Below are 14,939 nucleotides of genomic sequence, written 5' to 3'. Positions count from 1 at the left end.
AATGAAACTTTCTTCTCTCTGATTCGTATAGTAAGCTTAATCCCTTTTGATATTTACCCTTTAAAAATGATATGCTTTTCTATATGAAGGATTACGCTGCCCTTTGCAGGGGTAGTATAAAGTGAAACTTCAATATAGAGGATGATTTTTTTCTCTGATTGTCAGCGATAAATATATTTCTATCGGATAAGGAAGAAGCCTATGCTCCAAGAGAAAGTGAGTGCTTTCCTTAAGAAAAAGGGACTGGATTTAAATAATAAGAAAATAGTAGTTGGTGTATCGGGAGGACCGGATTCAATCGCCCTGCTTCATTATTTTTGGAACCAGAGACAGCAGCTTCAAATAGAACTAATCGCCGCTCATGTCGATCATATGTTCAGAGGCGAGGAATCTTTTCAGGACGCCATGTTTGTGAAGGATTACTGCAGAAAGAAAGCCATTCCATTTGAAATGGAAAGAGCGGATGTACCGGAGTATATGGAGAAGTCCGGGAAGAGTTCCCAGACAGCTGCAAGGGATTGCCGCTACAGCTTCTATCAAAGAACCGCCAAGAAATATGGGGCAGAGTACATAGCGCTGGGACATCATGGCGATGACCAGGTTGAAACCATATTAATGCGGCTCACAAGGGGAAGCACCGGCAGCGCAAGAGCAGGAATTCCTTTCAAGCGTCCATTTGGCGATTATTTTATCATCCGCCCTTTCCTGTGCTTGAATAGAGCCGAAATCGAAGACTACTGCCTGAAGGAACGCCTGAACCCCCGGCGGGATCCAAGCAATGAAAAAGGCATATACAGCCGCAACCGATTCAGACAGGAAGTGCTCCCATTCCTGAGAAAAGAAAACCCTCAGGTGCATGAGCATTTTCAAAGATTCAGTGAAGATTTGCAAAGTGATGAAGCATATCTGCAGGAATTAACGGTCCACAAAATGAATACAGTAATGAAAAAGAAGGCCAATGAGGAAATTAGTATGGATATCGATGCTTTCGAGGCAATGCCAATGCCTTTACAAAGGAGAGGGATTCAACTAATATTAAACTATCTTTATAAGGAAAGGCCGGCATCGTTATCGGCATCTCATATTGAGAGCATTTTTTCCTTAATGAAAAGTCCTCATCCATCGGGAAATCTAGATTTTCCAGGCGGTTTACATATTGTACGCTCCTACCGGCAATGCCACTTCTTATTCCCGAAGGAACCTGTACAATCCTATCGATATGAAATCTTCGAACCTGCATGCATTAAACTCCCAAACAGCGGATCGATTATCCTTGAATATGCTGACTGTTCTGATGGAATTCTAAACAATGATACCCTGGTATTAGACAGGGAGAGTGTTTCTTTTCCAATCATTATCAGGACTAGGGAAAAGGGAGACCGCATGACGCTTAAAGGAATGCAAGGGTCCCGAAAGATAAAGGACATTTTCATCGATCATAAAGTACCGCTGCATGATCGGAAAACATGGCCAATTGTGACAGATGCACAAGGCAGGATCCTGTGGGTGCCTGGTTTGAAGAAATCACATGATGATAGGCAGCAGCAATCTTGTATCAGCTATATTATTTTAAAATACATAAAGCAATGATCTTCTAGGGGGCACAATAAATGATGAAAAATGATATTGAAAAAGTACTGATTTCGGAAGAGGAGCTGCAGGATAAGATTAAATCCCTTGCTGCTGAACTCACTGAAGAATACCAGGACCGATTCCCGCTTGCCATTGGGGTGTTAAAAGGAGCAATGCCTTTTATGAGCGACCTTTTAAAGCGTGTGGATACATATCTTGAGATGGACTTCATGGATGTTTCAAGCTATGGGAATTCAATGGTTTCTTCAGGAGAAGTGAAAATTCTGAAAGATCTTGATACTTCTGTGGAAGGCAGAGATATTCTGATTATTGAGGATATCATCGACAGCGGCTTGACACTCAGCTATCTTGTTGAGCTGTTCCGCTACAGAAAAGCGAAAAGCATTAAGATTGTAACACTGCTTGACAAGCCAACAGGAAGAAAGGCTGATATCAAAGCTGATTATGTAGGATTTATTGTTCCTGATGAATTCGTAGTCGGCTACGGCCTGGATTACGCGGAAAAATACCGCAATCTTCCATATATTGGAGTCCTGAAGCCGGAAGTATACAGCAACAACGATTAAGGAAATCCTAAGCATTGATCTTGCATTAAAGCCCTTTACTGAAACAAGAATCACCCGGTTTTAAGAAGTCTAATTCCTTGTATTGGCACGATTTTCTATGATACTATACACTATAGTTTGTTTACCGTGGGAGGAGGTAAGGGATGAATCGGATCTTCCGGAATACCATCTTTTATTTATTAATATTTTTAGTCATTATTGGAGTTGTCAGCTTCTTTAACGGCAACAATGAACCAACGGAGCACATCTCTTATAATAAATTTGTTGATCACTTGGAAAGCGGCGACATTACGTCCATTTCCCTTCAGCCTGAGAGAGGTGTATTTGAAGTACGGGGTCAGCTTGAAGGATATGAGGAGGGCAAATACTTCCTGACTTATATCATGAACAATGATAATATCCTTGACCGTGTGGATCAATTAGCCCAGTCTTCAGATGTAGAAGTCATGCCGGCTAAGGAAACAAGCGGATGGGTGACATTCTTTACGTCAATCATTCCTTTCATCATCATCTTCATACTATTCTTCTTCCTGCTGAACCAGGCGCAGGGCGGAGGAAGCCGTGTGATGAACTTCGGCAAAAGCAAAGCCAAGCTTTATGATGAAAGCAAAAAGAAAGTGCGCTTTAAAGATGTTGCAGGCGCCGATGAAGAAAAGCAGGAGCTAGTTGAGGTCGTTGAGTTCCTTAAAGACCCGCGCAAATTTGCTGAATTGGGAGCAAGAATTCCCAAAGGGGTTCTTCTTGTAGGACCTCCAGGAACAGGTAAAACCTTGCTTGCACGGGCGGCAGCCGGTGAAGCGGGCGTTCCGTTCTTCTCCATAAGCGGTTCTGATTTCGTTGAAATGTTCGTAGGTGTGGGTGCTTCCCGTGTCCGTGACTTATTCGAAAATGCGAAAAAGAACGCGCCATGTATTATATTTATCGATGAAATTGATGCTGTAGGGCGCCAGCGTGGTGCCGGCCTAGGCGGCGGACACGATGAACGCGAGCAGACCCTTAACCAGCTTCTAGTTGAAATGGATGGATTTGGAGCAAATGAAGGAATTATCATCATTGCTGCCACAAACCGTCCGGATATCCTTGACCCGGCATTATTGCGTCCGGGACGTTTTGACCGACAGATTACAGTTGACCGCCCAGATGTCAAAGGCCGTGAAGCAGTGCTTAAGGTACATGCCCGCAACAAGCCTTTAGATGAGTCGGTTAACTTAAAGAGCATTGCGATGCGTACACCTGGATTTTCAGGTGCAGACCTTGAAAATCTATTGAATGAAGCAGCGCTTGTAGCGGCCCGCCGCAATAAGAAAAAAGTCGATATGGAAGATATCGATGAAGCAACAGACCGCGTTATTGCAGGACCAGCTAAGAAAAGCCGTGTTATTTCCCAAAAGGAAAGAAACATCGTTGCTTTCCATGAAGCCGGTCATACAGTCATCGGTTTAGTGCTTGATGAAGCTGAAATGGTTCATAAAGTGACAATCGTGCCGCGCGGCCAGGCTGGCGGATACGCAGTGATGCTTCCGAAAGAAGACCGCTACTTCCAGACGAAACCAGAGCTTCTCGACAAAATTGTCGGCTTGCTTGGCGGACGTGTTGCAGAGGAAATCGTGTTCGGCGAAGTGAGTACAGGTGCCCATAATGACTTCCAGCGTGCGACAGGCATTGCCCGCCGCATGGTAACCGAATTTGGAATGAGCGATAAGCTTGGACCATTGCAATTTGGACAGTCTCAGGGCGGCCAGGTCTTCCTTGGACGTGACTTCCATAATGAACAAAACTATTCAGATGCAATCGCCTATGAAATTGATCTTGAAATCCAGCGCATTATCAAGGAATCTTATGAAAGAGCAAGAAAGCTCCTCACAGAAAACCGAGATAAGCTAAATCTGATTGCAAATACATTGCTTGAAGTCGAAACGCTTGATGCGGAACAAATCAAGCATTTATCAGATCATGGCAGACTGCCTGACCGTTCAGTGACTTCTATTTCAACTGATGAAGATGTGAAAGTGAACATCAGCATCAAGAAAGAAGATCCTGCTGAAACAGGCGAAATTCCTGAAACAAGGGAAGGCTCAAGCCCTGCAGAAGCTGACGTGCCTCCTGCCATCGACGAAGAACGCAAAGACAAATAACCAAAAGCGCCTCTAGGGGCGCTTTTTTTTGCGGGAAAAATATCAATTGCCAGACCAGTTGGAATTTCCGATTACACGAAACAATAACAGTTGTGATATGATGTTTTCAGTGTAAAAAAAATATCAGATAAGGCTATTTTCGTAAAGGTTGTTGCTCTCAACTGCAAACTTGTTTTAATTTGCTGAGTTGATTGCAGCGGAGGGTGCTTGATCCTCGAAAATGCTTCCGCATTTTCTTTGTGCGGTGCTAATTCAAGGAGTCTTACTCAATGTCCTGCGGGAGAGAAGTGGAAGACCCCGAAGGCTTCATTTTTCCCCGCGAAAAGCAAGTGCCCCGTGCTGAATTCAACGGGCAAAATATAAGTAACAACTATTTATGATAAAAAGTCAATAATCATAAAGTGGTGAGAATGTTGATCTTTGTTTTCGACGTAGGAAATACGAATATCGTTCTGGGTGTCTATGATCAAGATGAATTAAAGCATCATTGGCGAATTGAAACCAACCGGAATAAAACAGAAGATGAATACGGAATGATTGTGAAGTCTCTGTTTGAGCATGTGAATCTTTCCTTTTCAGATATAGATGGCATTATCATTTCCTCTGTAGTGCCTCCAATCATGTTTTCGCTTGAAAGAATGTGCCAGAAATACTTCCATGTTAAGCCCCTTGTCGTGGGTCCTGGAATCAAAACAGGCTTAAACATCAAATATGAAAATCCGAGAGAAGTAGGTGCAGACCGCATCGTCAATGCAATAGCAGCCATTCATGAATATGGAAGCCCGTTAGTCATTGTCGATTTTGGAACAGCCACTACCTATTGCTATATCAATGAAAATAAGCAATATATGGGTGGCGCAATTGCCCCGGGAATTGGAATCTCGACCGAGGCTCTTTACTCACGTGCCGCCAAGCTTCCAAGAATAGAAATTGCCCGTCCTGATCATATTGTCGGGAAGAATACTGTATCTGCCATGCAGGCTGGGATTTTATATGGTTATGTTGGCCAGGTTGAAGGTATAGTAAAAAGAATGAAAGATCAGGCATCGCAAAAACCTACTGTCATTGCCACTGGGGGTCTCGCAGGTTTAATTGCGCAGGAATCGGATATCATTGATGTCGTGGATCCATTTTTAACTTTAAAGGGTTTGCAGATTATTTATAAACGAAATATGGAAACCATAAAAAAATAGGACGTAGCTTAAAAAGCCGCTGACATTATAAGCGGTTTTCTGGAAGATAAGTAAATGTAAACTTTTTGAACTCGAAAATTGTCTAGCTCCAGCGCCTACCCCCTCTAGGTCACAAGCCAATCCTCCCCAAAGGCTAAGAACGTCTTTCGGCGAGGCTCGGCTTGTGCTTGTCGGGGGTGGGCAAGGCGCTTCCGCTTTTCGTAGAAAGGAGAAAAAAATGAGCGATTATTTAGTAAAAGCACTTGCATATGATGGACAAGTCCGTGCCTATGCATCTCGCACTACCGAAACAGTTGGAGAGGGCCAGCGCAGGCATTATACATGGCCAACCGCTTCAGCCGCATTAGGAAGATCCATGACGGCGGGCGTCATGATGGGCGCCATGCTGAAGGGCGATAACAAGCTGACTATCAAAATCGAAGGCGGCGGTCCAATTGGCGCCATCCTTGTAGACAGCAATGCTAAGGGAGAGGTGCGCGGCTATGTAACAAACCCGCAGACGCACTTCGATCTTAATGAGCAGGGCAAGCTTGACGTGCGCCGCGCGGTCGGCACTGAAGGGACGCTGACTGTCGTGAAGGATATTGGAATGAGAGAGCACTTCACAGGACAGGTTCCGCTGATTTCTGGAGAACTTGGAGATGATTTCACATATTACTTTGTTACTTCTGAACAGGTGCCTTCTTCCGTCGGAGTGGGTGTTCTTGTTAATCCTGACAATTCCATTCTTGCTGCTGGGGGATTCATTCTGCAGCTTATGCCGGGAACTGATGAAGAGACGATTACATTAATTGAGAACAGACTGAAAGAAATTCCGCCTGTATCCAAATTAATTCAGCAGGGATTAACGCCTGAAGAGCTACTGGAAACAATCCTTGGCAAAGACAATGTGAAGTTCCTTGAAAAGCTTCCTGTCTCCTTTACTTGTACATGTTCAAAAGAGCGTTTTGCCAATGCGATTATAAGTCTGGGTGAAGAGGAAATTCAGCAGATGATCGATGAAGATGGCCAGGCAGAAGCATCCTGCCATTTCTGCAACGAGAAATACCACTACACTAAAGAAGAACTCGAAGAATTAAAGAACGAAGTAAAGTAATAATTGAAATTGCTAAAGCGTCTGTCTGCCTGCATCTTTTAGGCTCCTGAAAGTAAGGCCGCTGAGGTTCGGATAGCGCGGCTCTTGGGCTAATTGTATTATTAAAATTCATATCTTTGAACTTCGAGAATTGTCTAGCTCCAGCGCCTGCCCCCTCGAGGTGTCGGGGGATGTGCAAGGCGCTTGCGCTTTTCTTAGGGGGAGGAGCACTTGGAAAAGAGACAGCTTTTTATGATTATTGCCGGTTTGGTGCTGCTGAACCTAATCACATTGGCCTTTTTGCTATTTAAAGGCGATGGCAGCGGGGAAGCAGTAGCAAAAGTCGGGGGAGATAAAATCACTCGCCAGGAATGGATGAGTGAGATGGAAACAAAATACGGAAAAAGCACATTAAGTGAATTAATTGATCAGAAGGTCATTGAAGAAGCAGGGGAAAAATACGGGGTGAAGGTCTCTGAAAAGGCTGTAGATCTTGAACTGAAAATGGTCAAGACCATGTACGGCGGCAATTTCACCGATGAGATGAGCGAAGACAAGTGGCGCAGGCAAATCAAAAATAACCTTATTCTTGAAGAACTGCTGACTGCCGATGTCTCCGTCTCTGAAGAAGAAATGAAAAGCTACTATGAGCAAAACAGCAGTCAGTTCCAAGTTCCGGACACTTATCACATCTCTCAGATTATCGTTAAAACAAAAGAAGAAGCGGAACAGACATTGAAGGAGCTGGATGAAGGCTCGAGCTTCTCTGTGCTTGCGATGGAACGGTCGATCGATGAATTTACCGCCAGCCTGGGGGGGAATGCAGGGTATGTCAGTGAAGATGATGAACATATACCGGCAGAAGTCTTTGAACAGGTTAAAACCCTTAAGCCCGGCAAGTGGACCAAGCCGATTAAAACGGAAAATGGATATGCCGTTGTAATGCTCCATGAGCATTTAAAGGGAGAAAATTATTCCTTTAAAGAAGTGAAGAGCATGATTCGCCGCCAGATCGCTCTTGAGCAGATGGATGTTCCTGTCTCTGCAAAGCCCTTTTGGAAAGAAGCAGAGGTCGAGTGGTTTTACGGTGAGCAGTAAATAAAAAGCACGGAGTGATTTCCGTGTTTTTTTCTGTATACATTGAGTATCATGTATAAAAGTGGGTAGTTTAAATATAATGACAAAAGTATGAATTTTCTTTTAAATAGCAATCAAATTCATTGACATTCCCATTGGGAATTGGTAAATTTGTATTAAACCAATAAAAATAGTCGGAAATGAGGAGTGGGGAAATGGTACGTGTAGCAAATTCGATTGCAGACCTTGTTGGCCAGACGCCAATTGTGAAACTAAACCGTTTAGTTGATGATAATAGTGCAGATGTTTATCTGAAATTGGAGTACATGAATCCTGGAAGCAGCGTAAAAGACCGTATTGCCCTGGCAATGATCACTGCCGCAGAGAAAGATGGAAGCCTTAAACCAGGTGATACCATTATTGAACCGACAAGTGGAAATACAGGAATCGGATTAGCGATGATTGCAGCAGCAAAAGGCTATAAAGCGGTTCTTGTCATGCCGGAGACGATGAGTATGGAGCGCCGAAATTTACTTCGTGCTTACGGGGCCGACCTTGTACTCACACCTGGACCGGAAGGAATGGGCGGTGCGATCCGCAAGGCGCAGGAACTGGCAAAGGAAAATGGCTATTTCGTGCCTCAGCAGTTTGAAAACCCTGCGAACCCTGAAATTCACCGTTTAACAACAGGACCTGAAATTACAGAGCAGATGGGCGACCAGCTGGATGCATTCATATCCGGAATCGGTACAGGCGGAACGATTACAGGTGCCGGCCAAGTGCTTAAAGAAAAATATAAAAACATCAAAATTTACGCAGTTGAACCAACCGATTCTCCTGTACTATCAGGCGGAAAGCCGGGTCCTCATAAAATCCAGGGCATTGGAGCAGGATTTGTTCCGGATACCCTGGATACAAAGATTTATGATGAAGTGATTCAAATTACAAACGATGAGGCATTTGAATATGCCCGCCGCGCGGCCAAGGAAGAAGGAATCCTAGGAGGCATTTCCTCTGGTGCGGCGATCAGTGCGGCCCTAAAAGTTGCCAAAGAGCTTGGAAAAGGGAAAAAAGTTCTGGCGATTATCCCAAGTAACGGCGAGCGTTATTTAAGTACTCCTTTATACCAATTTGAAGCTGAATAATGATATGACAGCGGTCTCCAATGACCGCTGTTTTTTTGTATGGGGCGACTGCAAAATTGAACGATGTAAATAACTCTGTGGCAGAGTGTCTGCATCTAGCTCCAGCGCCTACCCCCTCGAGGTCACAAGCTTGTCTAGTTTCGGCTCCTGGGGACTCTCAGGTCTAAACCATTTCCTTTCAGAAAAAAGAACCTTCTTACAGGAATCGTCTTATGCCTGAGGCCCGCAGGACAAGGAAGGCTTCGTCAGCATAAACATCGACAGCTTTTTGGAGGATGCGGGTTATGCAGACGTTGCCACAGGACGTGGGCGTTCTTAGTCTGCCATCTTTCGCGGGCAAGGCGCTTCCGCTTTTGTTTCGTATAATAAAAATTATGAAAGCATGCCCTACATCATGTATGATGAAAAAAGAGAAATATATAGGGGTGACAATCATTGAAGCAGCTTCACATCCATGCCAAAAAAATACCTTATACATATAATCGGTTTTTCCGCCAATACCGCTCGCTGTCGGAGGGATTGGCGCATCATGTTCTGCTCGAAAGCGGACGTGGCGGCAGGTACAGTATCGCAGCCTTTGAGCCGGAAGCTATTTTAACAGGCAAAAATTCAGAACTTGAAATTTTGAGAGACGGCGAAAAACAGGTGCTGGAAGGCAACCCCCTTCATTTGATGCAGGAATGGCTTAATCAATATAAAGCAGATAAGCTCGATGAACTTCCTGACTTTCAGGGAGGAGCAATAGGGTTTATCAGCTATGATTACGCGCGTTATATCGAAAAGCTTCCAAATGAGGCTCAAGATGATCTGCAGATACCTGATATTCATTTTTTTATTTATAAAGAATGCTTTGTCTTTGACCATGAAACCAAAGAGCTCTGGCTGATTTTCTTATACGAAAAAGGGGAAGAGCACTCGATTGGGGAATGGGCAGAGAATTGGGAGCAGAGATGGAAGAATGAAAGTGAGGAGCCTTCTGCGAAAGCGGAATACAATCAGGCTGAAAATACACTGGGTGTATCCATGAATGAAGAAGAATTCATGGCTGCCGTCAGGAGTATTCAGGAGTATATTTCACAGGGAGATGTCTTTCAGGTAAATCTCTCGGTACGCCAAAGCCGCCCAATTCATATTCAGGCAATGGAGGTATACGAGCAGCTGAGAGTGTTAAACCCTTCTCCGTACATGGGGTATTTTCACACTCCGGGATACCAGCTTGTAAGCGGATCCCCGGAACTGCTGATTAAGAAAAAAGGAAACACCGTCAGCACGCGGCCGATTGCCGGGACAAGATCCCGCGGGAAGGACCATGAGGAGGACCTCAAACTCGCCAGTGAACTGATTGAAAATGAGAAAGAGCGCGCAGAGCACGTGATGCTGGTCGATCTGGAGCGAAATGACCTTGGAAGAGTCTGCAAATATGGTACCGTTACAGTGGATGAGTTCATGGTCATTGAAAAATACTCACATGTGATGCATATTGTCTCCAATGTAAAAGGAGAGCTGGCAGACGGGAAGAATGCTGTTGATATCATCGACGCTGTATTTCCGGGAGGGACCATTACAGGAGCGCCAAAGGTAAGGACCATGGAAATCATTGAAGAACTTGAACCGGTCACAAGGGGCCCATACACCGGCTCTCTTGGCTGGATCAATTTCAGCGGCGACCTGGAACTGAATATTATCATCCGGACCATGCTTGTTAAAGAAGGACAGGCCCATGTGCAGGCTGGTGCCGGCATTGTTATTGATTCCAATCCTAAAAATGAATACAAAGAGTCGCTGAAAAAAGCAATTGCTCTTTGGAAAGCAAAAGAACTTGCAGAACAGGCAAAAGGGGATCAGCTATGATTTATATGATCGATAATTACGACTCTTTTACGTATAATCTCGTACAGTATCTCGGTGAATTAGGCGAAGAGCTGGTTGTAAAAAGAAACGATGAAACCTCTATTTCTGAAATAGGCAGTTTGCAGCCGAAGTTCCTAATGATCTCTCCGGGGCCGTGCAGCCCGAATGAAGCCGGCATCAGTCTGAAAGCTATTGAAGCTTTTGCAGGCAAAATCCCTGTTTTTGGCGTTTGTCTGGGACATCAATCGATTGCTCAAGTATTCGGTGGTGATGTTGTGCAGGCCGAGCGGCTCATGCATGGAAAAACCTCCGAAATTTTTCATGATGGGAAAACAATTTTTAAGGGCTTGCCCAATCCGTTTCCTGCCACCCGCTACCATTCGCTGATTGTAAAAAAGGAGACTCTGCCAGCTTGCCTTGAGGTCTCGGCCTGGACAGCTGAAGGGGAAATTATGGCCATTCGCCATAAGGAGCTCCCTTTGGAAGGTGTCCAATTCCATCCGGAATCGATTATGACGACGGCCGGAAAGGAACTCCTTCAGAATTTTATTCAGCATTACAAAGCTTTACTGCAGACAGAGGGGATTTAACCTTGTTTATATACATGAATGGTGAAGTTATCAGAAAAGAGGAGGCCAGGGTTTCTCCTTTTGATCATGGTTTTTTATATGGTATGGGGCTGTTCGAAACATTCCGTGTCTATAATGGTCATCCCTTTTTGCTGGATGATCATCTGGAACGGCTGAATTGGAGTCTGGAAGTTCTGAATATCAATGCGAGTTATAAAAGAGAACAAGTGCTTGGAGCGCTGGAGATGCTGCTTGAAAGAAACGGTTATAAGAATGCCTATATCCGGATGAATGTGTCAGCGGGAAACGGGGAGATTGGCCTTCAGGCAGCTCCGTACACAAACCCGAATACGATTCTTTTCTGCAAACCGCTTTCTTCAAGGAATACGGGCGCAGAAAAGCAGGCAGTGCTGCTGAAGATTCCCCGCAATACACCCGAAGGGGCAGAACGCCTGAAGTCCCATCATTATTTAAATAACATTCTGGCTAAAAAAGAAGCGGGAAACGACCCTGGCATAGAAGGGTTATTTTTGACAAAGGAAGGCTTTTTGGCCGAAGGGGTCACTTCGAATCTATTCTGGATTAATGGAGGCCATTTATTTACGCCCTCGCTTGATACTGGCATACTTAACGGCATTACCCGAAGATTTGTGATGAGGCTTGCAGAGAAACTGGGGATGAATGTCCAGGAAGGCATGTATAGGCCGGAAGCTATAGTTGGGGCAGATGAAGTTTTTATAACGAACTCCATTCAGGAAATTGTACCGATTTGCATGTTTGATGGCCATCCCATGCCAGGGCTTTCCGGCAAGAAAACAAGAGAGCTCCAGATTCACTATGAATACCACTGTGAATACTTATGGAGCAGGAATGAACTGTAGGAGGATTCATAATGTCTAAAACAACAATTCAGTGTGGACCGTATACGTTGGATTACGGAAAGAAAACCATTGTAATGGGGATTTTGAATGCAACGCCAGACTCCTTCTCGGATGGAGGCAAATACAGTCATCAGGATCTGGCAGTCAAGCATGCTCTGGCAATGGTTGAAAATGGAGCGGATATTATTGATGTCGGGGGAGAATCAACCCGTCCGGGATTTGATCCGGTGCCTGAAGACGAAGAGCTGAAGCGTGTTCTTCCTGTCATTGAGGCGATATCAAAGGAAGTAGATGTTCCAATATCAATTGATACCTATAAAGCTGAAGTCGCCAGGCAGGCCATTGGAGCCGGGGCTCATATTATCAATGATGTCTGGGGTGCCAAAGCGGATCCTCAGATGGCTTCCGTCGCGGCGGAAACGGAAGCGCCGATTATCTTAATGCATAACCGCAAAGATATGGAATACACTTCATTTTTCCGTGATGTCCTGAATGATCTGTATGAAAGCATCACGCTTGTAAAGTCAGCCGGTGTTAAGGACGAGAAGATTATCCTTGACCCGGGCATCGGTTTTGCCAAAGACTTAAATTATAACCTGCAAATGATGAGAGATTTGGACAAGCTTGTTGCCGTTGGGTATCCCGTGCTGCTTGGAACATCGAAAAAGCGGATGATCGGAACCATCCTGGACCTTCCGGTAGAAGAAAGAACGGAAGGAACAGGGGCCACAGTTTGCTACGGCATCCAAAAAGGATGTCAGATGATCCGCATCCATGATGTAAAGGAAATGAGCCGAATGGCTAAAATGATGGACGCTTTAATGGGAAAAGGTGAATACAATGGATAAAATCTATGTAAACCGAATGGAGTTTTATGGCTACCACGGTGTTTTTCAGGAAGAAACGAGGCTTGGCCAGCGCTTTGCTGTGGACCTTACCGTGGAAGCAGATCTGAAAAAAGCCGGGGAGACAGATAATCTTGATGACTCCATTAACTATGGCGAGCTGTATGCAGTCTGCAAAGAGGTTGTGGAAGGAAAGCCTTATAAGCTGGTTGAAGCTGTAGCAGAAAAGCTGGCGGCAGAACTTCTTTCGCGTTTTCCGCTGATTCTGCAGCTGACTGTCAAAGTAATCAAGCCTGATCCGCCCATTCCTGGCCACTATCAATCAGTTGCTGTTGAAATTACGAGAGGCAGATCATGAAGAATACCGCTTTTATTGCACTCGGCTCAAACATCGGCAGCCGGTTTGAACACTTGAAGGAAGCCATTGAGCTGATTGATCAGCTTCCGGATACCCAAGTGGTAAATACTTCATCTATTTACGAAACCGACCCGGTTGGGTATGAAGATCAAGAACAATTCTTAAATATGGCGATCCAAATTTCTACAGGATTAAATCCCTTTAAATTGCTGGATGCATGCCTTGATATAGAATTAAAACTTGGGAGAAAAAGGGAAATCCATTGGGGCCCCCGGACAATAGACCTTGACATTTTGCTGTATAATCACGAAAATATTGAAACAGAGAAGCTTATTGTTCCTCATCCTCGGATGCATGAAAGAGCATTTGTCCTTGTTCCTCTTTTAGAGGTTGATTCCAGCATCAGGCTTCCGAAGATGGAGAGGCCCTTAATTTCAATACTGGAAGATATACCTGACAGAGAGGGAGTACGGATATGGAAGCAGAAAAATGGGGAAGACGTATTCGCGCTTTTCGAAAGTTAAAAGGATTTACGCAAGAAGGATTTGCGAGAGAGCTCGGTGTATCGGTTTCGATATTAGGTGAAATTGAAAGAGGAAACCGCATGCCTGCACCGGCTTTAATTGAGCAGATTGCACTGGCGCTTAACATAACACAGGAAGAATTGGCTCCCAGGCAGGAGCACGAATAATATATACGTTTGAATGATTTAAAAGGAGGTGCAATCATGTTCAAAATTGGAGATATCGATCTGAAAAACCGTGTTGTACTGGCTCCGATGGCCGGAGTGTGCAACTCGGCTTTCCGTCTGACTGTAAAAGAATTCGGTGCCGGTCTCGTATGTGCTGAGATGGTCAGCGACAAAGGGATTGTCACTAAAAACGAAAAAACCATGAACATGCTCTATATTGATGAAAGAGAAAAGCCGCTAAGCCTGCAAATTTTCGGAGGCGAAAAAGAAACGCTTGTAGAAGCGGCGAAATTTGTAGATAAAAATACAAATGCAGATATCATCGACATTAACATGGGATGCCCTGTCCCTAAAATCACCAAATGTGATGCAGGTGCCAAGTGGCTCCTTGACCCGGATAAAATTTATGAAATGGTTTCGGTTGTAACGGACGCTGTTGAAAAGCCTGTTACTGTGAAAATGCGCATGGGCTGGGATGAAGATCACATTTATGCTGTAAGAAACGCTCAAGCTGTTGAACGCGCAGGCGGTAAAGCTGTAGCCCTTCATGGACGTACGCGTGTCCAAATGTATGAAGGGAAAGCAAACTGGGATATCATCCGCGAAGTGAAGCAGAGCATTAACATTCCGCTTATCGGAAATGGTGATGTGCAGACACCGGAGGATGCCAAGCGCATGCTGGACGAAACAGGCTGTGACGGTGTCATGATCGGGCGTGCTGCACTAGGAAACCCATGGATGATTTACCGCACAGTCAAATACCTTGAGACAGGTGAATTAATGGGTGAGCCTTCTATACGCGAGAAGATTGATGTGTGCATTCTTCACCTCGACCGCCTGATTTCATTAAAAGGTGAATTTATCGCTGTCCGTGAAATGAGAAAGCATACAGCGTGGTACCTTAAAGGTATCCGCGGCAATGCGAAAGTCCGCAATGCGGTCAACGAATGTGATACGAGA

15 protein-coding genes (1 of these 15 running past the window's edge) are annotated in these 14,939 nt (G+C 44.7%); all 15 read left to right on the top strand.

Annotated features, from left to right (window positions below):
- Positions 1-201 precede the first annotated feature (201 nt).
- A complete protein-coding gene (gene tilS / locus MKY20_RS03575; RefSeq protein ID WP_251267414.1) occupies positions 202-1,590 on the top strand; it encodes a tRNA lysidine(34) synthetase TilS in 1,389 nt (462 codons plus the stop codon).
- 23 nt (positions 1,591-1,613) lie between these two features.
- Positions 1,614-2,159 (top strand): hypoxanthine phosphoribosyltransferase, encoded by a 546-nt coding sequence (hpt, locus tag MKY20_RS03570; protein ID WP_175609168.1) that lies wholly within the window; start codon positions 1,614-1,616, stop codon positions 2,157-2,159.
- 143 nt (positions 2,160-2,302) lie between these two features.
- Positions 2,303-4,294 (top strand): ATP-dependent zinc metalloprotease FtsH, encoded by a 1,992-nt coding sequence (gene ftsH / locus MKY20_RS03565; protein ID WP_009336638.1) that lies wholly within the window; start codon positions 2,303-2,305, stop codon positions 4,292-4,294.
- A 413-nt stretch (positions 4,295-4,707) separates the two neighbouring features.
- Positions 4,708-5,487: a type III pantothenate kinase gene (locus MKY20_RS03560; protein ID WP_026041723.1), complete on the top strand. Its 780-nt coding sequence runs from the start codon at positions 4,708-4,710 to the stop codon at positions 5,485-5,487.
- 217 nt (positions 5,488-5,704) lie between these two features.
- The gene (gene hslO, locus MKY20_RS03555) at positions 5,705-6,583 is read left to right on the top strand and encodes an Hsp33 family molecular chaperone HslO (protein ID WP_009336636.1); all 879 of its coding nucleotides are present in this window, start codon (positions 5,705-5,707) and stop codon (positions 6,581-6,583) included.
- A 210-nt stretch (positions 6,584-6,793) separates the two neighbouring features.
- Positions 6,794-7,660: a peptidyl-prolyl cis-trans isomerase gene (locus tag MKY20_RS03550; RefSeq protein ID WP_009336635.1), complete on the top strand. Its 867-nt coding sequence runs from the start codon at positions 6,794-6,796 to the stop codon at positions 7,658-7,660.
- 194 nt (positions 7,661-7,854) lie between these two features.
- Positions 7,855-8,784, top strand: coding sequence for a cysteine synthase A (cysK, locus tag MKY20_RS03545; RefSeq protein ID WP_009336634.1), 930 nt, complete (start codon positions 7,855-7,857; stop codon positions 8,782-8,784).
- A 435-nt stretch (positions 8,785-9,219) separates the two neighbouring features.
- Positions 9,220-10,635 carry an aminodeoxychorismate synthase, component I gene (gene pabB, locus MKY20_RS03540; protein WP_251175675.1) on the top strand — a complete coding sequence of 472 codons (1,416 nt, stop codon included), beginning with the start codon at positions 9,220-9,222 and terminating at the stop codon, positions 10,633-10,635.
- A complete protein-coding gene (gene pabA / locus MKY20_RS03535) occupies positions 10,632-11,225 on the top strand; it encodes an aminodeoxychorismate/anthranilate synthase component II (RefSeq protein ID WP_009336632.1) in 594 nt (197 codons plus the stop codon). Before pabB ends, pabA begins: the two co-directional genes overlap by 4 nt.
- Positions 11,226-11,227: 2 nt before the next feature.
- Positions 11,228-12,085, top strand: a complete 858-nt coding sequence (gene pabC / locus MKY20_RS03530; protein ID WP_251175674.1) for an aminodeoxychorismate lyase — start codon at positions 11,228-11,230, stop codon at positions 12,083-12,085.
- An 11-nt stretch (positions 12,086-12,096) separates the two neighbouring features.
- Positions 12,097-12,933 carry a dihydropteroate synthase gene (gene folP / locus MKY20_RS03525; RefSeq protein WP_009336630.1) on the top strand — a complete coding sequence of 279 codons (837 nt, stop codon included), beginning with the start codon at positions 12,097-12,099 and terminating at the stop codon, positions 12,931-12,933.
- Entirely contained in the window at positions 12,926-13,288 is a 363-nt protein-coding gene (gene folB, locus MKY20_RS03520; protein WP_009336629.1) for a dihydroneopterin aldolase, read from the top strand. The genes folP and folB overlap by 8 nt, the downstream gene beginning before the upstream one ends.
- The gene (gene folK, locus MKY20_RS03515; protein WP_009336628.1) at positions 13,285-13,812 is read left to right on the top strand and encodes a 2-amino-4-hydroxy-6-hydroxymethyldihydropteridine diphosphokinase; all 528 of its coding nucleotides are present in this window, start codon (positions 13,285-13,287) and stop codon (positions 13,810-13,812) included. Before folB ends, folK begins: the two co-directional genes overlap by 4 nt.
- On the top strand, positions 13,764-13,979 hold the full coding sequence (locus MKY20_RS03510) for a helix-turn-helix domain-containing protein (protein WP_009336627.1): 216 nt from the start codon (positions 13,764-13,766) through the stop codon (positions 13,977-13,979). Before folK ends, MKY20_RS03510 begins: the two co-directional genes overlap by 49 nt.
- A 36-nt stretch (positions 13,980-14,015) precedes the next feature.
- Positions 14,016-14,939, top strand: partial view of a tRNA dihydrouridine synthase DusB gene (gene dusB / locus MKY20_RS03505; RefSeq protein ID WP_009336626.1) — the 5' portion only. The gene runs 78 nt beyond the window's last position; only the first 924 of its 1,002 coding nucleotides appear in the window; its start codon is at positions 14,016-14,018; its stop codon lies beyond the right edge, outside the window.

Source organism: Cytobacillus sp. FSL W8-0315 (genome assembly GCF_038002905.1).
In the GTDB taxonomy this organism is placed as follows: Bacteria; Bacillota; Bacilli; order Bacillales; family Cytobacillaceae; genus Cytobacillus; species Cytobacillus pseudoceanisediminis.
The sequence above is the reverse complement of the archived record's forward strand: the minus strand, read 5'-3'. Positions and strand labels throughout refer to the sequence as shown.